This window comes from Pseudomonas sp. FBCC-B1667 (assembly GCF_059133255.1).
Genome location: NZ_CP101437.1, coordinates 338454 through 358911, shown reverse-complemented (window position 1 = coordinate 358911; position 20458 = coordinate 338454). Strand labels below are relative to the sequence as shown.

General features: G+C 55.1%; 12 protein-coding genes and 4 pseudogenes. 12 read left to right on the top strand and 4 right to left on the bottom strand.

The window, feature by feature from the left end; all coding sequences use genetic code 11:
- The first annotated feature begins 21 nt into the window (after positions 1–21).
- The 4 genes from fapC to NL116_RS01530 all read left to right on the top strand — a co-directional run bounded on the left by fapC (position 22) and on the right by NL116_RS01530 (position 3416).
- Positions 22–1089, top strand: a complete 1068-nt coding sequence (gene fapC / locus NL116_RS01545; protein ID WP_494375730.1) for an amyloid-like fimbrin subunit FapC — start codon at positions 22–24, stop codon at positions 1087–1089.
- A 64-nt stretch (positions 1090–1153) separates the two neighbouring features.
- Positions 1154–1834, top strand: coding sequence for a fibril amyloid maturation endopeptidase FapD (fapD, locus tag NL116_RS01540; protein WP_494375729.1), 681 nt, complete (start codon positions 1154–1156; stop codon positions 1832–1834).
- A gap of 48 nt (positions 1835–1882) precedes the next feature.
- Positions 1883–2629, top strand: coding sequence for a fibril amyloid subunit FapE (fapE, locus tag NL116_RS01535; RefSeq protein WP_494375728.1), 747 nt, complete (start codon positions 1883–1885; stop codon positions 2627–2629).
- A gap of 301 nt (positions 2630–2930) precedes the next feature.
- Entirely contained in the window at positions 2931–3416 is a 486-nt protein-coding gene (locus NL116_RS01530; protein WP_494375727.1) for a hypothetical protein, read from the top strand.
- 791 nt (positions 3417–4207) lie between these two features.
- On the opposite strand, the gene NL116_RS01525 is transcribed toward NL116_RS01530, so the two are convergent.
- The 3 genes from NL116_RS01525 to NL116_RS01515 form a co-directional block, all read right to left on the bottom strand.
- The gene (locus NL116_RS01525; RefSeq protein WP_494375726.1) at positions 4208–5716 is read right to left on the bottom strand and encodes a TAXI family TRAP transporter solute-binding subunit; all 1509 of its coding nucleotides are present in this window, start codon (positions 5714–5716) and stop codon (positions 4208–4210) included.
- Entirely contained in the window at positions 5716–6909 is a 1194-nt protein-coding gene (gltS, locus tag NL116_RS01520; protein ID WP_494375725.1) for a sodium/glutamate symporter, read from the bottom strand. Before gltS ends, NL116_RS01525 begins: the two co-directional genes overlap by 1 nt.
- 321 nt (positions 6910–7230) lie before the next feature.
- Positions 7231–7914, bottom strand: coding sequence for a ZirU family protein (locus tag NL116_RS01515; RefSeq protein WP_494375724.1), 684 nt, complete (start codon positions 7912–7914; stop codon positions 7231–7233).
- Positions 7915–9173: 1259 nt separating this feature from the next.
- Here NL116_RS01515 and NL116_RS01510 point away from each other — a divergent pair.
- Positions 9174–10177 (top strand): annotated as a pseudogene (locus NL116_RS01510) (IS5 family transposase).
- A gap of 332 nt (positions 10178–10509) precedes the next feature.
- Here the strand turns inward: NL116_RS01510 and NL116_RS01505 are convergent.
- Complete coding sequence (locus NL116_RS01505) at positions 10510–12942, bottom strand: hypothetical protein (RefSeq protein ID WP_494375723.1); 2433 nt, start codon at positions 12940–12942, stop codon at positions 10510–10512.
- A gap of 603 nt (positions 12943–13545) precedes the next feature.
- On the opposite strand from NL116_RS01505, the pseudogene NL116_RS01500 reads away from it, so the two are divergent.
- The 7 genes and pseudogenes from NL116_RS01500 to NL116_RS01470 form a co-directional block, all read left to right on the top strand.
- Positions 13546–13748: pseudogene (locus NL116_RS01500) on the top strand (transposase); the annotation flags it as partial.
- An 88-nt stretch (positions 13749–13836) separates the two neighbouring features.
- Positions 13837–14818 (top strand): annotated as a pseudogene (locus NL116_RS01495) (IS5 family transposase).
- Positions 14819–14946: 128 nt separating this feature from the next.
- Positions 14947–16202 (top strand): annotated as a pseudogene (locus NL116_RS01490) (integrase core domain-containing protein); the annotation flags it as partial.
- A 483-nt stretch (positions 16203–16685) separates the two neighbouring features.
- Positions 16686–17294 (top strand): paraquat-inducible protein A, encoded by a 609-nt coding sequence (locus tag NL116_RS01485; RefSeq protein WP_494375722.1) that lies wholly within the window; start codon positions 16686–16688, stop codon positions 17292–17294.
- Positions 17291–17905, top strand: a complete 615-nt coding sequence (locus NL116_RS01480; RefSeq protein WP_494375721.1) for a paraquat-inducible protein A — start codon at positions 17291–17293, stop codon at positions 17903–17905. The genes NL116_RS01485 and NL116_RS01480 overlap by 4 nt, the downstream gene beginning before the upstream one ends.
- Positions 17898–19556 carry a PqiB family protein gene (locus NL116_RS01475; RefSeq protein ID WP_494375720.1) on the top strand — a complete coding sequence of 553 codons (1659 nt, stop codon included), beginning with the start codon at positions 17898–17900 and terminating at the stop codon, positions 19554–19556. Before NL116_RS01480 ends, NL116_RS01475 begins: the two co-directional genes overlap by 8 nt.
- A complete protein-coding gene (locus tag NL116_RS01470) occupies positions 19553–20194 on the top strand; it encodes a PqiC family protein (RefSeq protein ID WP_494375719.1) in 642 nt (213 codons plus the stop codon). The genes NL116_RS01475 and NL116_RS01470 overlap by 4 nt, the downstream gene beginning before the upstream one ends.
- Positions 20195–20458 lie beyond the last annotated feature (264 nt).

The window sequence follows — 20458 nt, the reverse complement described above, 5'->3', positions numbered from 1 at the left end:
ACTAATGCACGGAGAATCACCATGAAACCAACTCTGGCGCTCAAACCTCTGGTTTTTGCTCTCACCGCCCTACTGGCCATGGCGGCGCAAGCCGGTGGCAGCAACAATGATCACCAAACCGGTCATCACAATGGCCATAACGGCAGCCATAGTGCTCCGGTGGATCCGACCGCCGCCTTGCTGCAGCAGCTACAAACAACGGCGGGATCGGCCGCCACCGTGACTGACACGCAAGATAGCCAGGACAACGAAGTCTTGAACGAGGGCACCCTCAACAAAGCCGATATCGAGAATTCGGGTGATAACTCCAACGGCAACATGGGGCTTAACGCCGCGTCGGGCGACGGCAACCAGCAAGACAATGCGGCGGCCCTGGCCACCGCTGACGAAACCTTTATTTTCGGCAGCGCCGTCGCCTCCTCGAGTGCACACCAAACCAACAACAACAACGCAGTGATCAATGATTCAACGCAGAACAACGCGACGCTGAACAACTCGGCGAACAACGGCTCCGGCAACATTGGAATCAACGTCACCGCCGGCAACTTCAACCAGCAGAAAAACAACCTGGCCGTTGCCGTATCCGGTGGTCGGGTCACCAGTGCTTCGGCATCCGCCGAACAAACCTCGACTAACCTCGTGGTAAACAACAACGCAGTGCAAACCGAGCAAGTCACCACGCTGAATGGCACCTTTGCTTCGGCGGGTACCTTTCATGACACTGGCACCGTTACCGGCTTTAATGCCGGCGGCAGCACCCACAGTGGCGGGACTCACAATGGTCACGACAGTCACAACAACCATAACGGCAATGGCAATGGCACTCATAGCGGTGGTGGCAATGACATCCAACCGCTGAGCATCACCGAGGCCGGGACCTTTGACTTGGCAGGTGTATGGACCCAACAAGTAATGGTGCCAACCGGCTGGACCAATCCAGTGGTGAATAACGCCACCATGAGCGGCTCGTTGAACAACTTCTCCGGCAACGGTGGCGCCAACGTTTCCGCAGGGGTCGGCAACCAGCAGAGCAATTCGCTGTCCATTGCCGCTGGCTGCAAAGCCTGCGTGGGTGGCAACACCTTCTAACTGGCGTCATGAACGAAAGCCCCGCTCACGGGGCTTTTTCACTGTCCAAACAGGCGAATCGTCCATGCGTAAGACTGCCCTGTTCGTCCTCCTCTGCCTGTCGAGCCTGACCCAGGCCGCCCAGATTCCGGTGGCAGCTCTGCCCGGTGGCGGGCTGGTCTTCAAATCGGTGCAAAGTTTGCGCGAGCGCAAATTCAGCGATCTCGTCGAACAGAAAACCGATTTCAGTTGCGGCGCTGCAGCACTGGCCACCTTGTTACGCCAAGCCTATTGGCTCGACGTGGATGAAGACCACATCATCAAAGGCATGTTGGTCAACGCGAATCAGGATCTGGTGCGTACCCAAGGGTTTTCCATGCTCGACATGAAGCGCTATGTCGAAAGCATTGGCATGCGGGCCCGTGGCTACAAAATCCCACCCGAAAAGCTGGATGCCGTCACCATCCCAGTGGTGGTGCTGATGGAAATTCGTGGCTACAAGCACTTCGTGGTTTTGCAGCGGGCCGATAAGGATTGGGTTTACATCGGCGATCCGGTGCTCGGCCACAAACGCTACTCACACAATGACTTTGTCAAAGGCTGGAATGGCATCGTGTTTGCCATTGTCGGTCCGGGCTATGACAAGGCCAATGCATTGCGCCATCCGCCGGCGCCGTTGACGGCGAAAAATCAGCTGGACACTTTCAACCCGGTCAGAGACGCGGAGCTGATGGAGTTTGGTTTCATCCAGAGCGACTTTTTCTAGTCACCCAACGACAACCGCAGGGGCAGAGGTTTGCTCCGGGAGCAGCAGATGAAAGCTTCACACTGGCTGGCCGCTGCTTGTTTGATCGCGAGCAATTCAGGCTTTGCTAATGGATTTATTCCCATCGAAATCAAGGACGCGGAGCTGGCCCAACTGCGTGGCCGGTACGTCATGCCAGGGCGGATCATCAGTTTCGGCGTGGTCATGAGCAGCAGTTGGCGCAATGCTAGCGGCGATTTGATCGGCGCCACGACGACCATGCAGATTCAGGCCACTACCATCAAACCGCAATTCTACGTTTCTACCCTCAAGGAAACCGGGAATGGCAGCACAGCCGAAATGGGCAGGGGTACCGTCATCGGTGGGGCGGGCCTGAGCGTTATTACTCAAGGCATTACCCAAGTGACGCGGGCGGCCGGTGATGGCAACAGTTCAAACAACAGCATTGCCATCGACGTCAAGGAAGCCAGTGTGGCCCCGGCGCTGATGCCGGAACTAGGCCAAGCGCTCGTTGCTGGCCAAACCATCACTGGGAGCAATGCTGCGGGCAGTGTCGCGGTGTCCGCGACCAGCGGCGGAATCCAGATGGCCATTCAGGCGAGTAATGATCAAGGCCGTACTCTACAACAAGTAGCCCAGGGTGGGCTGCTGCAAAATACCCGGTTAGTGGGCAACAGCAATTTGGTGAGCAACCTGACTCAACTCAACGTGGTGCTCAATAATAATGGCCCAAGTGTCGGAGCTGTGGACTGCAACCTCACCCAACTTAAAGGATTGCGGAATTTGGGGTTTTGAATATCGTGCTTCAACTGTCTCATGCACAGGACATAATGCGTTATCATTTATAACTAGTGGCCAACTCTGGCCAAAGACACTTGAAGTCAACACAACCGTCTACTACATTAGATTTTTTAGTCACCATCGGGGATGGCAAAAAATAATTACCAGTTTAATATTTCTGTCGATTAACGTTTGTTTGCATGCCTCTTAAATTATTCAACTGTCCCGCCGATGAGACACACTAACGTCAATATTATTTATTACCCTATCACCACGGAATTTAAATGATTACGGCCAATATAGACGAGGTGTTTTTGTGAGCAGCGATACTGATATGGTCGTTATTCCGCGTGCTTGGCTGTCCGCCTATTTGGATGATAGTCAAAGCAAAGTCGAAGTTAGCGGCGAGCCTACGTCGCTCTGGGATGTTTTCCGTACCATCGCGGATCATCCGCAGGCCGAATTCCAAAGTGGCGCCACCCCTTGGAAAAAGGATGATCTAATGCTTGTACCCCGGGGTCTACTGGGGGCGGCCCGGTATGCGATGAAAAGCAAAAAACGCGTGCCCGTCATTTTTCGCGAGCTGGGCCGCTATTGCTACAGCGATAAAGCGCCGCAGCTCACGCCCATCCTGTGGGTCACCATATATCGCAAAGCCGGCGAAGCTGATCGCGTCGAGTCAGGCCCCATTGATTTAACTCGTGACGGTCTGGCCAGCACCCGTGGCTGGTCAGTGCTGCACACTGAACTGTATTGCTTAGCTCAAACGCCTTCGACGCCCCGACTACCGAATGATACTTAGGGCCGTTCTGGAGTACTTACTCATGACCCCCACAGCAGCGCTCACTCAATAGCCAACCTCTCGCGTCTTGGCTAGAGGCCGCGCAAACTACCAGCTTCCTCGCAAAACTGTAGCTACCATCAACACCTAATAGTGTAGGGCCGTGTGGCGCGTTGACGCACCCAGGCTGTAGCAAACCACGATGCCAGGTCGGCCACGATGGTTGGGCATACGCTCATGTTGTTGCTTGAAGATCAGCCGTGACGACGGGACAGGTGGTTCTCGCAGTCGCTCGACCTCAATAGAGTGAGGCTGGTATCGCGCGAGGCTTTGAACTCGGGCGATCTCGTTGGGATGCGTACAGCGGGTACTGAAACGGTTGCAATGACCTCGTGATTAAGCCTGCTCTTTTTTACCTCATCCCTGCAAATGCCCACTGATCGTTTCTACGTGGATGGGAGCAGTGCATGACGACCTGAGCCGTTGCGGACAGATACCAGGTAAGCCGAAACAGCGAAAACCAACAGCTGATTGGTCACACGCAGACTCAACTAAGCCGTCACCGACTCACCGCCCTCCGGCCATTTCCTGATACGAGACAGGACAAATGCTCAACATACAAACGCTCGGCATTGGCAAGCCTTCCGAGCAGTAGAGCCATTACCTAGACATGGACGTTGAATAGCTCTCGAGCCAACTGGAGGCGATCAAGGAGTAGGAGCAACAACAGCGATGATTTTGGTCGTAGGAAACATTTTCGGTAAGGTTGGACTTTCGCATCACTCGGGCAACATTCAGACTCGGATGTTTATTCATTTAACGGGGTTTTTGCTGTCCGGGTGGACGGAGTCTAACTTTCCTTGCAATACCTTGGTCACCCCCGGATGAACAGGGATATCAAGGCCCTTGAGGGCATTGGCGAGTGACAACTGAGTCCCTTGCACACTGCCCAACGATAGCCACTGCTCGCCAGACTCAAACATCAACCGCACCAGTTGTTCCGCTTCGAGGCCACTCAATGTCTCGTCTTCTGTCAACAATAGACTGCTCACCGCCAAGCTACTTACCGCCAGACTCTGCCCCGGATAACTTCCGACCGGCAGGGTATAGGCGAAAACACCAGGGCGATTAGCCACCAGGTGCGCCAGGGCTTGAGGTGACAGGGGCAGAAAACGCAAGTCGACGGTATCGCTCGCGGCAGCGATGGCATCGGCAGGCGCGCCAATGACTTGTATCAAGGCGTCAATCTGACCATCACGTAACGCCGCCAGGGCCGCCGGTAAATCCAGCTCTGTACGACCCGCAAGGTCGCTGGTGCTCAGGTCATTAGCCGCTAATACCGCCAGCGCGGTCTCACGCGAGGCCGAACCCGGCAAGCCCAAGTTGACCCACCGCCCACGCAATCCGTCGAAACTGGTTGGACCGTCTGATCGAACCACAATATGGACTGGTTCGGGGTACAGCGCTGCCAATGCCCGCAATCGCGGATTAGCGCCGTCGGCCGTGAATAAACCCGTTCCCCAAAGGGCCTCATAAGCTACATCGCTTTGCGAGAGAGCCAATTGGGTATTGCCCTGGCGCAACATCCGCAAATTTTCAACCCCGCCCTCACTCAGTTGCGGGACTAGCTTTATTCCCTGTTGATTGAGAAGTGCGCTGAATGCAATGGAAAAGCGGCTGTATTGACCAAAGCTCGGGCCTGCAGCCAAGGCATAACCTTGCTCCAAACGAGCGATACGACCTTGGATATTCAACATTGCGCGTGACAGCTCATCCTTAATGACTTTGCGCGTTTGCGCATTATTACCGGCAGGATCGAGGTTCAAAGCAGTGCTCATGGCCGAAACCAACGGTGAAGTGTCGTCGGGTCGTTCCGTGGCCGGCGCCGCCGGCTGAGTAAAACCTTGCGCCGTCAAAACCTGCCAGCCTCCCGACTCGCGTTGGTAGATCAAGCTACCATGAGCGCGAAGCAGATCACCCGGTTGATTCCCTCCGCTGACGATTCCGCGAATGCCTCGCGGGCCAGCCCCCAGGGCACTGAGTAGCGATGCGGTGCCGGGTGAGTCCCACGCGCTGAAGTCGTGGGCTTGTTTCAGTCTCAGGTCGGCATCAAAGTAAACCATCAGCCGTTCGCGCGCTCCAGACGGATCAGTATCTTTGGATGAGCCCCTGCGCTCCAGATGAGTGACGGTCAGCGTGTTCTCGCCAAATACCTGATTCAATCGTGCCTCGACATCGTCTTTCAGGGTAACCGTCTCCGGGCCACGGGAACAGGCACTCACCATCAGACAAAAACACACCATCAAATATTGTCGCTTCATTATGCGCCCATCCATGGCAACGCTAAAAAGCCCGTCAGCACCAGAGCATTGAGCAAGTCGATCAGGAACGCACCCACCAAGGGAACAACAACAAACGCCTGCGGTGCCGGACCATAGCGCTGGGTAATGGCCTGCATGTTGGCAATCGCGGTGGCCGTGGCGCCCATGGCAAAACCACAAAAAGCACCTGACATCACCGCACTTTCATAGTCACGCCCCAACAGCCGATACGTTGCCCAGACGGCATAAAACAACACCAGGATCACCTGCGCGACAAGAATGAACAACAGCGGACCCGCCAAACGAAAAACACTGTCAAGGTTGAGGCTCATCATGGTGATGGCTAAAAAAAGCGACAAGCAGACGGTAGAGACCAGATTGATCACCGCCGCATTGAGCCTGAGTCCTACCAGTTGAACCCCATTGCGGATCAATACGCCGACCAACAAACACCAAAGGAAACTCGGTAGGGTGATCATTCCATCAGCGACCCAACCGGCAATCGCCTGACCACTGAGTACGGACAAGAGCGTGATGGCCAGCACGATGACAAAGTTGTTAATCGTAATCGGGTCTTCCGCTACCTCATACCCAGGCGCCCCCGCGGTGGTAGGCGCGGTTTTACTTGTTAGTTGATGACGTTTTATCAGCCACTGCGCCAGGGGCGAACCGGTCAGCCCTCCCAAAACAAGCCCCAGGGTAGCCGCAGTCATCGACAGCTCCATAATGGACTGAATGTTGTTCACCTGAGCAAACCGTTCGGCATACGCCGCCCCGGTGCCATGCCCACCCACCAATGTGATGCTTCCTCCGACCAGCCCCATCAGCGGATGCAAGTCGAGGCTCAGCACCATCAACAACCCCAGTAGATTTTGCAGGATAAGAAAGGGAATCATCACCAGAACAAACTTGAGTAGTCGTTTGCCCCCCTGCTTTAGCAATGAAAGGTCGGCCGATAAGCCTACAGCGGCGAAAAAGGCTAATAACAAGGTCGGCTTTAACGTTACATCGAAGTCGACCCGGACATCGCTGAACACGCCCATGACCGTCATCGCGATCGCAAACAGCAGGCCGCCCGTAATGGGATCGGGAATGTTATAGCGTGAAAGAAATGGAATCAGTCGATTAACCCCTCGACCGAGCAGCAATACGAACGCGGCGATCAGTAAGGTGTGAATGGGTTGCAAGGTCACGAAAGCTTACTCCTTGAAAGAGAATCCTAGCTTCATCACACCAGCGTAGATCACCAGGCCATTCATGCGGGGTGTTGGCGAAAAGACTCAACCCCCAACCGCAGCGCAAAGGCCCGACACCCCATTGGGCCCTGCGCAGCCTAAGCGCGCAAAGCGCCCCCCTAATGGCCAAAGGGCCTCAGCTTGTGAGTTGCATGGCTAGCGCTTGCGCGAGTACCTTGCGAAACCAAAGCCCTGGTGATGCGGGTTCTATCCCGCCCCCTCCCAGATACTATCTTGGGCACTGCCGATTCAAAGGTTACTTGCGCTCGCGCCTTTGCTTTATCGCACTGTCGGCGTCGACACGGTGATGACCTTTTTCTGATCGTCTTTAGTCGGAGTATATGTCTGACCAGAACCGACGTTAGCCCCGTCCACGCTCCAGGTGTAAACCAGATCCGTCGCGCAGGCGGCCGGGCAAATCGGAGTGGCCGTCAGGAGTTCACCCACAATAGGTCGGCTCGTAATAGCCCCCGAGTTGTTGTGAATCTCGATCCGAGTTGGCTGATCTGCCTCACCGACGGCAAACGCCGTACTGAGCACAGGCATCCCTACCGCAGGATCTGTGATGGCAGGGTCCGTCTTGGGTGTCACTTCGACAGCCAATGACTTGCCGGCGTCGGACGCCCCCACCGTATACTCCGGGCTAGATGCGCCACTAATGGGAGTCCCGTCCAGCATCCACCGATAACTAGTGGCGTTGCCTCCACTGAGTATTTCAGAGTCGCCATCGGCGTCGCCGAAGTCGTAGCCCACGACTCTGACTCGGTCTCCTTCGGCAGGCCGTTCGCCGGGTCGAGTTTCGTTTTCCACCCTCAGATCCGTCAGGACGGGCGCACGCCCCTCTACTGCTTGGGTCGGAAGCGAGTCCAAGGCCAACACTTGAGTGAGATGGGTACAGAGCCCTAGCGCGAGGGACCACGCTATTGCTTGTGCGATTTTATTTCGTGCTGAGGGGGTATTCATCTGCTATTGCTCCAGATTGATTAGGTCACTGATTTACAGCAACTCGCCGAATATCTTGAAGTCAAACTTATAACGAATGGAAACTTCTTGATCTGCTGGATACGAGTGTCGCAAAACTGCGACAACAATCGCATTTTCAGAACAAAAGACACCACCACGGGACCCTCCCACACCTACCGTCGTCACGGTGGAAAAGACGCATCAAACAAAATCGTCGCGCCCAGTCCAACGCCGTCAACCTAGGTATGCGGCGAATGTCGATGCATAAGCAGTACCGGCGACTGGCTATGAAGTGTTCCTATTACGCGCATCCTTCAATGAATCAATTTAGAGCAATTTCCCATCCAAAAGCGCAGAGGTTTTTAAAGGCTCGAACATTGATTGCCCATCAGTGTCTACTAGAAACGACACACACTGATGATGACCATAGCAGGTCCAACCTATGTGTCCATGAATGTCGCATCCATTTTCTCCCCATTCAAAAATTAAGTTGAGGATGGGTCATCAACAGCCCTAGATCATTTTGAATGCTCACGCGGCGATTTTTCGTTGGAGCTTGAGCCAAACGAACGAGTTCATAATGATTAGTATCAACAAGCAGTTATGGGTTGCGTTGCCCGATGGCGTTGAATTGGCATTGCCACGGATGCGTATGCGACGACAGCAGCGGCCCCCCGGTTGGGAGAAGGTACACCCTAAGGCCCTCCGCGCATGGCAAGACGACATAGTTAAGAATCCTCCAATGACATCATCCCGGCGCAGACGAGGAAACTGACCATCATCGTACAAACGCCGAAGCCAGCCGGATTCTGCCTGGCGACCAAACTGTATAAGGCTTGGCGCCCCCATGAATGACACCACCGAGATCAATGATCTATGCGTTGCGCATACTTCGCCGTATTAGAGTTTATGATGACTTTTCTCCAAATTGTCAGTGAGCTCGCCGCACTCCTTTAAGCACATGCACCTCGAAACCTGACTGCGGTACTCAAATCTAGGCCTATAAATAATGAATCCCCAAAAGGCCGATGGTCGCCAGTGAAAGCTCAAGTCGTTCTGTAACGGAGCCCACGCATCGAAACAAGTAATATAGGCGATCATTGAGTGTCTGGCTGGCTTTACGGGACATTCAAAGCATAGCGAGGGGTGAATTTATTGTCCGCCCACCAGCGTCGATTAGCCGCGTGTCTATGGAAAACTCTGAAAATCCCGATCTGGTGAAATAGCCACTTCGCACAAACGGAGCGGTTGAGCCCCCGATGAAACAGATCTCCTTCGCCGATACCGAGTATGCCCGCAAACGTAAGAAGACCCGCCGCGAGCGCTTCTTGATCGAGGTAAATCAGGTGGCGCCCTGGCTGGGCTTGATTACTTTGATCAAGCCGCATTATCCAAAAGAAGAAGGGGCCGTTAGGGGTATCCCTTAATGGCCATGCTGCGGGCTCATCTGATGCAAAACTGGTTCGGCTACAGCTATCCGACGATGGAAGAGTCACTGTATGAAACGAAGATCTGCGCCAGTTCTCAGGCTTGACTCTGGATTGAATTCCGGATGAAGCGACGATCCTCAACTCCCGTCGATTCTTGGAAAAGCAAGAGTTGGCCGGTGAAATTTTGCAGTTCGTCAACGGCTATTTGGGTGATCGTGCTTTGCTGCTGCGCCAAGTACAGTGCTCGATGCGAGGATCATTCACGCGCCGAGTTCGACCAAGAACAAGGACATTAAACGAGACCCCGAAAGGCACCAGGCAAAAGAAAGGAAATCAGTACTTATTCGGTATGGAATCGTACATCGGTGTCGATGCTAAATCCGGTTTGATGCATATCTTAGTAGGCGCTGCGGCCAATATGGCGGTCGTGACCAAAGTCGATCAAATGCTGCATGACGAGGAACGTCTCTGGCTATGCCGACTACACTGGCATGGGCAAGCGTTTCGCGCACCAGGATCGCGAGATGATCTGGTCGATCGCCGCGCACCCAAAAAAAGCTATAAGACCATGAAAAAAAGAGCTTGGTCGGTCGCATGCGCCGCAAATTAGAATACTCGAAAGTTCAAGTCCGGCCCAGGGGGAGCATCCATTCCGGGTAATCAAGCGCCAGTTTGGTTATACGAAAGTGAGCTTTCGTGGTGTGGCGGAAAACATCGCGCAGCAGGCTACGTTATTCGCGTTGTCGAACCTGTGGATGGTTCGACAATGGCTGATGGGTATGGGAGAAGTGCGTCCGCAAGGCTGGCTAATGGCCCTGGACAGCCCGAACTGAGGAACGAAACATGAGTTAAGTTCAATAAAGCTCTCATTTTCGGCCGATTTATGATTTTTTTGAGTCTCCGGTAGTGACGGCATCAAAAAAAGGATGGGAACTTCAAACCTTCGCTAGGATGTTGCTTTTAAATAATTACTCCTGAGCAAAAGCGGGCCAAGGACTAATTTAAACATACTACCCAGTTTTGCTGCGTGGAGCCTACACCTTGCAAACGACTTTTGTCGCCAGTGGATAGAAGGCCAGCATCAAAGACTTAACGAACTAACCTACCGTTACTCATGACGCTCTTATTAGCGTCATGAGTGCGAATTTCCGGTCTAGCGTTCTGGTTAATTACGCAGGCACAGTTTTTTGGTAAAGTTATAGCTCTTCCAGCTGGCCTCACCTGTTTGTCCGCTCGTTGAACCAACTGCGCCCCATGAATTAGCGATGTTGGCTCGTTGGTCCATCCAATAATCCAGCGGGTAACCGGCGACAATTATGCCTGGATCACTTGGCCAGCCGAAGCTACCTAAGTTGCCCCACTCGCCCCACATAGTGCCCATTTCACGTCTGTTGACGCCGTTGCTGACGATTGACGGCCAAACATTACCTGCGGGGCATGGTGCCTGATTCGGATCCTGTTTAGCGTTAAGGCTTACGTAAGTAAACCAGCGCGCAGGGTTGATGGTATACGTGATCGGGTTGCCGCCGGCGAGATTATAAACCTCGATATTAACACTGCCTTTATTTTTGACCGTAACTCCGCCCAACCAGTTGTTATCGTAATGGGTGACTGCTCGGTTAGTATCTGTCGAGCGATAAGCGAAATCCTTATTCCCCTTTAAGCCGACAAACTCGAAGTACCCGTTATCAACGCCAGCCGTAGGGAAGCCCACGTTATTTGCGAATTGATGTCCATTGACCAAAATATTTCCGAAGCCGCGAGGCGCGGACGCAGTTCCAGCGACACACAGCCCGCGTTCACCGCCCCCGCTATCCTGATAGGAATTGGTCATCGTCCCGGTATTCAAACTCACAATCTGGTGCGTACCTTGTGTAGCGCCAAGCGTGCCGGTCCAGTAGCTGTTCGCTACGCTAACTCCGTAAGCAGCCATATTCCCCAGTGAAGCATGCAATGCCTGCAGCTCTGCGGTGGTACCGGGACGCTTATTACCGTTGCTTTGGCTGGCGCACGTTTTGGCCATGTCGTACCAAGTACCTTGCCCGAACGGTGCGTTCCAGGCAATCGAGCTCTGCAGGCCCAGCGTCGTGCTTGCCATTGGCCCCACCGCAGTACCGGCCTTTGGCGTGATCTCAACTTTCAGTTCTTCCGCCGCACTGGCCGACGGAATTGTCAGGCTCGGGAAGGTAAAGGTTTTAGCGGTTGCACCGCTTACCGCTGCTCCCTTCCAATACCACTGGTAGGTGGTGCCCGATTCAGTGCCGCCAGTGAAGGTATAATTGGCCTGGAAGCTGCCGCGAGCTGCCGTCGGCTTTTCAATGGCCAGATCAGTAATGCTGATGGGGGATACTGCCAGCGCGCCAATGGCCGTGACCGGTGTGCCTACCACCGTGTCATAGCTGGCAGGGGTGATTTCAACAACCAACCATTTATCAATATCGGCGGCGACCGGGGTATAGCTAGCGGCTGTAGCGCCGGCTATCGCGGTTTTTCCAGTGGTACCGTTGCTCGCGGTGGCGGTGTACCACTGGAAGCGTGAGCGATCAGGAATGGTCGCATTTCCATTGTAAGTGTAGACCGCTGTTACGGGCGCTCCCACTGTGGCGGAGGGGACACTGGCCGCTGTAACTGTGGGCAATAACTCTGGCGTACCCGTGTTGGCGCAGGCAAAGTAATAGGTGTTGCTGTTGACGTTTGTGACCGAACGGCCATCTTGATGGATGTAAACGTATTGATGCCTCGCGTCATCGCCGTTGCTCGACCAATAAACATCTGATCCTGGCCAACCATAGGTCCTATTAAGGTCCCCCCCTCCATTTGTCCCCACTGCATTAGACCGGGTATAGGTGGTAAACAAGGATTGCAATTCACTGACGCTCGGCAGACGTTTACTTTGTCCTGCGCAGTTCATATAGGCATCACCCCACCGGCGGCTGACGTTCGCTGGACTATACGCCGCTGCTAATTGTGCTCGTGGCGGCAACACTGGCGATAGGCTTACTGCGCTCATCATCGGCGCCAGCGCCATATCGGGATCGGCCGGGGGCATGGATCCCGGCTGGACCTGCACGGTCAGAAACTTCTTGTTTTGCGCTGCCGTCGGGAGAAAATTCAGGGCGGTAGCCCCCGGGATTGCCACAGTATCGGCAAACCACTGCACCTGAGCCAGGCTCGAATTTCCCAAATCGCCATCAAGGTCGCTATAAACGTACGTGGCCCGCATTTCGTCACCCTGAGCCGGGGTTCTTCCAGATGCGCTGAGGTTGTTCATGGTCGGCATGGTAAGCGTCGGGGCACGGCCTATTACAGGCGCAGTCACCGGTGAGCTGGCCGGGGCGGCCATGAGTGAGGAGCTGCATAGGGATGCGATCAGGAAGGGAGAACATGCGAGAGCCAGACGGCTTTTAGCGGGAGCAAATGCGCTTGACTTCAGCCTGCCACGGCCCACGCCGGCTGGCTTTTTCAGATCTACGTTCGGATTTTCACCGCACCCCTCCCCGCTAATGACTTCAATGTTTTCGAAAGCGAGCACTTCAAAATCGTTATGTTTCGAAGGAACCAGTAAATCAAAGAAAGCAGTATTGGTGAGGGAAAACACAAGCTTCTCCTTAACGCAACTAGCGGACAACATTCTGAAACGCTTAATCCGCTCGGCGAATTCAGCATTGATTGTGCACCATATCAGCCCGCATATTTTTTGGCTGTAGGCCTTTCCTGAAAAGTGATTCAATCCAATTGACGGTACTTGGTAGGGGCGCTGCGCACACCGGAACTTGGAAAGCCGTGGCAACTTCTAGACACCGGGGGCCCGCAGCGCTGCCCTTCAACGCTGCTGGCTATGACTTATTCTCCGCAAATTTCGTAACGCGCAGGCCTGCTCACGTATAAAGCGGCGCAACTCCTTCAAGTGCGCTTTCACACCGTCTTTCAAGGCGTTGCGCAACACCATGTTTTTTCTTCCTCACTTCGCGGGCCGGTGTTGCGCTCCCACGGTTTCCAGCGTTGAATCATTTGCGCCTGACGTGCCCGGTGCCCGAGTGAACAACCGTTGCTCATGGTCGATTTCCATTAGTTTGTTTGGCGTGTTTCTTTGAATTTTTCCGCATGCGTGCACGAGCTGATGAAGGGCTGGCGTCTGGCGGGCTGAAAGAGACTGGTCGTGCCGTACTATTCGCTTGAACGCAGAGCAGCATTACTCAAGATGCTGCTTACCACGCTGAACCTTTCGATGGCCGAGGTTTCCCGGCGCGAGGGGGTCAGCGAAATGTCTTTGTCCAACTGGCGCAAACAGCTCAGTTCTGAAGGAAGTGCAGTGTCCGAAAACAAGTCGTTGGCCGAAAATTGGTCAGCCGAAACCAAGTTTGCTGTCAGCTCAAAGCCGCCGGCTTGTCCGAGATCGACCTAGGGAGACGCTACAAAAATAGCCAACAGTCCCCACCATTGGCACATTGAGTAACTTCAACCAGCAACCCTCTCCGTGATCGTTACGCACGTGCAGAAGTCCTTCTCCGAACTCGAATACACCGGCAAGAAAAGGCAGACTCGCCGAGATCGCTTCCTAGCTGACCTTGAACAGCTGGTGCCCTGGGCGCAGCTGCAGGCGCAAGTGGCACCGTTCTATAGCGACACCACAGGCAAGCGCGGACGCCCTGCGATTGGGTTATCACGCATGCTGCGCATGTATGTCACGCAGCAATGTTTCGGTTTCTCCGATGAAGGTTGCGAAGATGCCGTCTATGACAACCAAGCCATCCGCGGTTTTATGGGCATCGACCTGGGCCGCGAGTCGGCACCGGATGCCACTACCTTGCTGCGTTTTCGCCGCTTGCTGGAAACCCATCAGCTAACGCGGATGCTGTTTGAACGATTAACCTGCATCTGGGCAGCCGGGGTCTGCTGCTCAAGGAAGGCACTATCGTCGACGCTACCCTGATCGCCGTGCCGCCGTCGGTCAAGAACCTAGAAGGCAAGCGCGATCCTGAGATGCATCAGGCCAAAAAGGCAATCAGTGGCAGTGGCACTTCGGGATGAAGGCCCACATTGGTGTCGACGCCACGTCGAGATTGGTGCACAGCTTGGTTGGTACGGCGGCCATCGTGGCAGATGTCACTCAGGTCGACAAACTGCTGCACGGTGCGGAAACCCACATCTCGAGAGATTCCGGATACACCGGTGCGGTCAAGCGACCGGAGCATGCTGAACGGGACGTTATCTGGTCGATCGCAGCACTGCCAAGCAGCTATAAACATCACGGCAAAGGCTGCTTGCTGTACCAGGTCAAGCGCAAGATCCAATACGCCAAGACGCACCTGCGTGCCAAGGTCCAGCACCTATTTCAGATAATCAAGGTGCGCTTCCATCATCGCAAGGTTCACTACCGTGGGCTGGAAAAAAATACGGCGCAGATGTTCAGCCTGTTTGGCTTGGCCAACCTAATGTTGGCCAAGCGGTATTTGCAATGGGCGGCGGGATAAATCCGTCTGAAAGGCGGGACTGGCCCCCATATCAGCAAAATAAGGGCAGAAATCGGCCCCAGAAACGCAAAAGAAGGCTGGCAGGTTCAAAAATCGGCTTGGAAATGGGGCCAGTGCGAATGGGTTAATTGTTCAGCGTCACCCTAGGTGAATACTGCCGCCGCAAAGGCCTTTACCCCGAACAAGTACGGCTTGGCGGCAGGCTTTCATCACCGGCCAGAAATTGGCGAAGGCCCAGCAAAAATTAGACCGCTAGCAATCTCGCAATGACAAGAAACGCATCCAGGAACTTGTGCGCGAACTGCGCCGCAAAGACAATGCGCTCGCTGAAACAGCCGCGTTGTTGGTGCTGCGAAAAAAGCTAAACGACTATTGGAGGAGGAACGACAACGAGGACAACTAACGTCTTTGCCAGAGCGCCAGTTACGCGTTGCCTGGCTGGTTAGCGCGGTCGCGGCAGGCGCTAGAAAAATCAAGGCCTGTAGGGAAATCGGCCGATCGCTGCGGACCTCGCAGCGCTGGACTGAACGGAGGTTATCCGGGCCGACACCCGAACGATTGCCACACGGCCAACACCGCAAAATGCACTGAGCGAAGTTCGAGCGTCAGACCACCGTGACGCTGTGTAACAGCCCGGAGTACGCCCACTTGCCGCCGTGCCAGATCATGCCACGGCTGCCGATCAAGCGTGTTATCTGGCGTCGGAGTCGACGCTTTATTGCGTTTTACGTGCGGCAGGCCGACAGCAACATCGAGACCGCAGACAGCGACCCAGAAGGCACACGACACCGACGACGCATACGGCCAAAGCGCCCAATCTGGTGTGGTCATGGGACACCACTTGTTTGCTCTCGCCGATACGCCGCAAGTATTACTACCTCTCTGATCGAGGATATTTACAGCCGCAAGGCAGTGGGCTGGGAGGTCTACGACGCGGAAAGCGGCGAGTAAGCCGCAACGGAGCGACGATGAAATCGGTGACGCTGTTGAGCAAGATGTACGACCTGGGCATCACACCCTCGCGGGGCCAACCGACGTGAGCAATGACAGTCCTTACTCGGAGTCGCTGTTTAGAACTCTGAAATACTGCCCGCAATGGTCCCAGGATGGCTTTTTCAGTTTGGACGCTTCACGCTCTTGGGTGAGAGACTTTATGCGCTGATACAACAACGAGCACCCGCATAGTCGTCTCCGGTTCGTCCCACCGGCTGAGCGGCATCGAGGGCTGGAGCATCAGGTCTTAGCCCGGCGATATGAGCTGTACGAACGAGCGAAGGAGAAAGAACCGGAACGGCGGTCAGGCCGGACGCGTAACTGGGAGCCGATCGGCATCGTGCTGCTGAACCCGGACCGAGAGCAACAGATCGAGAAAACAGCAGCATAGTTAGACGGTTGACGCGAAAGCCATCTTGAAAAAAAGCCGGAGTGATCAAAGCAGATATGGGGTGGTCTGCAGGTTATTTGCTGGATTGCCCTATTCGCGGCACTTTCAATACTTGGAACACTTTCCGCGAAGTTTCGGACTTGCGGGCTGGAGTCAAATCGTATCAGCCTAGGTGTCTAGTCCGCATCCCCTCCCTTTATTCCCTTTGGTTGGGCATTACTGACCACTGTGTAGGTGACGACCTCGGTTGTCCCGTCGTGGAGCGATGGAGTGCTACCGATGGTATTTGAACCATTTAAACACTTGCAGGAATTGCCTACAGCTTTAGCGCGCAGCTTAACGTTCAATGCACACGTTCGGCGATGAATGCAATCGAAAATGCCTCGCCACTGATTGCGCCCCTGGCACTACCGCCTCTGATCTATGAGCGTCCTTGGCTGCCACGCTGAAGACGCCTATCTGCCGCTTTTAGGGAGTCAACGCGTGTCCTTTCCCTCATGGATCATTTGTGAGCATTGCAATTGCGTGTACCAAAAAATTGCGTTGAGCACGCGCCAAATTGCCCGCTGCGCACGTTGCGCTGCGGTGCTGGCGCGAGGCAATCGACTTAGCCTGCAACAGCATTTGGCGTTAACCCTCACGGCAGCCCTATGTTTTGTATGTGCCAACATATTTCCGGTGCTCTCCATTAATCTTCAAGGCCTGAGCAATGAAGCCACGTTGGCGCACTCGATCATCGCCCTGTTCCAGGGCCCCATGAGCGCAATCGCCGTGGTGGCAGCGCTCACCATCATCGGGGCGCCTCTGCTGCAGATTCTGGGGTTGTGCTGGGTCCTCATTTTTGCCCTCCGCCGGCAACCGGCACCCGGATTTAAGCCATGCATGCGCATGCTCGAATGGCTACGCCCATGGAGCATGCTCGAAGTAGCGCTACTGGGCGTTCTCGTCGCCCTGATCAAACTGGCGGGCATGCTCGACGTCCATCCCGGGCTGGGCTTATGGGGGCTGGCGATGTTATCGGTGTTGATCATTTTGATTTCGGGCACTGACATTCGGCGCCTGTGGGATGACTTGGAAAGGCAGCCGCGATGACATTCTTTTCCACAGCCGAACAGATGAGCGTGACCTTGTGCCATACCTGTGAGCGGGTGTGTTCCGCCACCGAGTCGCGGTGCCCGCGGTGTGACGCCTCGCTGCATCAACGTAAGCCCGCCAGCCTACAGCGCACCGGCGCTTTTTTGTTCGCCAGTCTGATCTGTTATATCCCCGCCAATTTACTGCCGGTGATGTACACCGACATGCTTGGAAGCGGCAGTGAAAACACCATCATGAGCGGCGTACTGGAGTTCTGGCATTCCGGAGCCTGGGACCTGGCAGCGCTGATTTTTATTGCCAGCATGGCCGTGCCCGGACTGAAATTTATGGTGCTGGGCCTTCTACTGTTCACGTGCTCGCGGCGCAGCCGATGGGCGCAGAAGGAACGGGCGCATCTCTATCGCCTGATCGAGCGTGTCGGCTATTGGTCGATGCTGGATGTGCTGGTGGTGGCGTTGATTGCCGCCCTGGTGCAATTCCAGGCAGTCAGTAGCATCGAGCCGCGCCTCGGCATCTTATTTTTCGGCCTCGTGGTGGTTCTGACCATGCTGGCTGCCATGAGTTTTGATCCCCGATTGATCTGGGATACTGAGGTAAGCGATGCCTAAACACCCCCCATTGTCAGACGCTGTCGACCCCGGACTTCCCATCGTCGGGGCCCGGCGCTTGAATGTTTCGCTGGTCTGGTTGGTGCCCATCGTCGCCGCACTGGTGGGCTTGTCGCTGATTATTCACAACGCTAGATCCGTCGGACCCCAGATTACGGTGAGCTTCTTAACCGCAGAAGGTCTGGAGGCGAACAAAACACCGGTCAAATATAAAAACGTCACCATCGGCAAAGTGGTCGCCATCGCCTTGAGTGATGATCGACGCCACGTCAATGCCACGCTTGAATTGAACGCCTCCGCCAGCTCCTTTACAGCTAAGGATTCACGCTTCTGGGTGGTCCGTCCACGTATTGGCAGCAACGGGGTGTCTGGCATTGATACGCTGTTATCGGGAGCGTTCATCGGCGCTGACGAGGGCAATTCCAAAACCGCGCAGTCGCATTTTGTCGGTTTGGAAACCCCTCCGCCCATTATTTATCAGCAACAAGGTGCCCTCTTTACCTTACGCACCGAGGACCTGGGATCGCTGGATATTGGCTCCAGCGTTTATTACCGACGAATTCCGGTCGGGCAAGTGGTGTCGTACGCCCTGGCTGAGGACGGCAAAAGCGTGGAAATGCAGATATTCGTCAATGCCCCGCATGACAGGTTCGTGACCTTGGATACGCGCTTCTGGAACGCCAGTGGTGTGGACGTCAGCCTCACTGCCGCCGGCTTAAAGGTGAATACGCAGTCTATGTCATCTATTTTAGCTGGCGGCATCGCCTTTGGTGATGCCGCTTCCAGCCTGGATCCACAGCCCGCTCCCGGACAGTCCGCTTTCACCTTGTTCACTGATCAAGAGCGAGCCATGGCCCCCCATGATGGCGAGTCCTACTTAGTGCGCATGCGTTTCGATCAGGCCTTGCGCGGGCTATCTGTGAATGCGCCGATTGAATTTCAGGGGGTGACGCTCGGCCGAGTGATGTCGATCGAGTTGGATTATGACCCTGAGCGAAAGGAGTTTCCAACTAGCATCACCGCGGTGATTTACCCGCAGCGGCTGGGCACGGCCCATGAGCGTCTACGCGCCGAATCCACACTGGAGGGCGAGCAACGGGCCCAAGCGACGCTCAAGACTCTGATCCTAAAAGGCCTAAGGGCCCAGGCTCGCAGCGCCAACGTCCTCACCGGCCAATTGTATATTGCCCTGGATATTGTCCCGGGGGCAAAGCCCATCGCATTCGACGCGACGGCTCGACCTCCGCAAATTCCAACAGTGTCCGGCAGCCTGGATAAGCTTCAGGTCCAACTGGAGGCGATTGTCGAAAAGGTCAGCAAGTTGCCGCTGGAAAAGATAGCCAGTCAATTGAGCGGCAATTTGGGCGCCCTCCAACAGACCCTGAGCCAAGTGAACAGTCAGGTGCTGCCCCAGGTGCACGAGACCTTGGCACAGACTAAAGCGACCTTGGCCGAAGCCAATGACAGTTTTTCCGAGCAGTCGCCACAACGTCGGCAGTTCGGGCTGGCCATGGAGGAAGTCCAGCGCACCGCACGCTCGGTGCGTGTGCTCGCGGACTTTCTCGGTCGTCACCCCGAAGCGCTACTTAGGGGACATGCCAAGGATGCCCCATTGGGCAATGCCGCAACCAACGGAGTGACTACCCAATGACTATTTGGACGCTACGCGGCCTGAGTCTGATGGCCATCTTGGCGCTGACAGGGTGTGCTTCAGCCCCTACACACTATTACACGCTGGCTTCTGCCTCCAAGGCCGATGCCATCAAACCGCTCCAGGGCACACCAACCTTTCAGTTCGAGCTGCACTCCTTGCGGATCCCGGCTCAGGTCGATCAGCCGCAATTGGTGATGCAATACTCGAACGGTACCGTGCGAATTCTAGAGAACGCTCGATGGAGTGCGCCGCTGGCGGATGAGTTTAATGACGCCCTGGTGAGTGGCCTCGAGAGCGAGCTGGGTAGTATTAATTTAGCCGGACTGCCCAAAGCGCCAGGGCTGCCTATACTCTCCCTGCAAGCCCATGTCAGACGTTTCGAATCACGCCCCGGTCAGTACGCACTGATAGAGGTGTTGTGGAGTATGAGCTTACGCCAAGCAGATGCCCCACAAAAAAACCTGACCTGCTCCAGTGTCGAGCAATGGCCGGCGGGGGAACAGGTGCAGACGCTGGTGCTGGCTCACCAAAAAGCTGTTGAGCAGTTGGCGATCACGGTTGCCCGCACCGCTCGCCAATGGTCGCAGGACCATACCGCCCCCTGCCCTTCCGCTATACGCACGGGCTCTTCCTAGATCTGACAGAGCAAACCAGAATGAGTCAGCCACAAAAATCGAATCAGGCGAAAGCGTTGGCTGACGTTGGACTTACCCGGGGCATTGTCCAGACTATGCATTTGGAGCGACGCACTGGTGGTCTCGGTGGCCATCAGGTGCTCCTATCGGTTCTCTCGCCGCAGGGCCACCCCTTGCATCACCGGAATGCACCTGATCTTCATCCGCGGCAGTGCAGCTGGGCGTTATTCGATTCTCTGTACGCCTACCCATACCCCGCGTCGA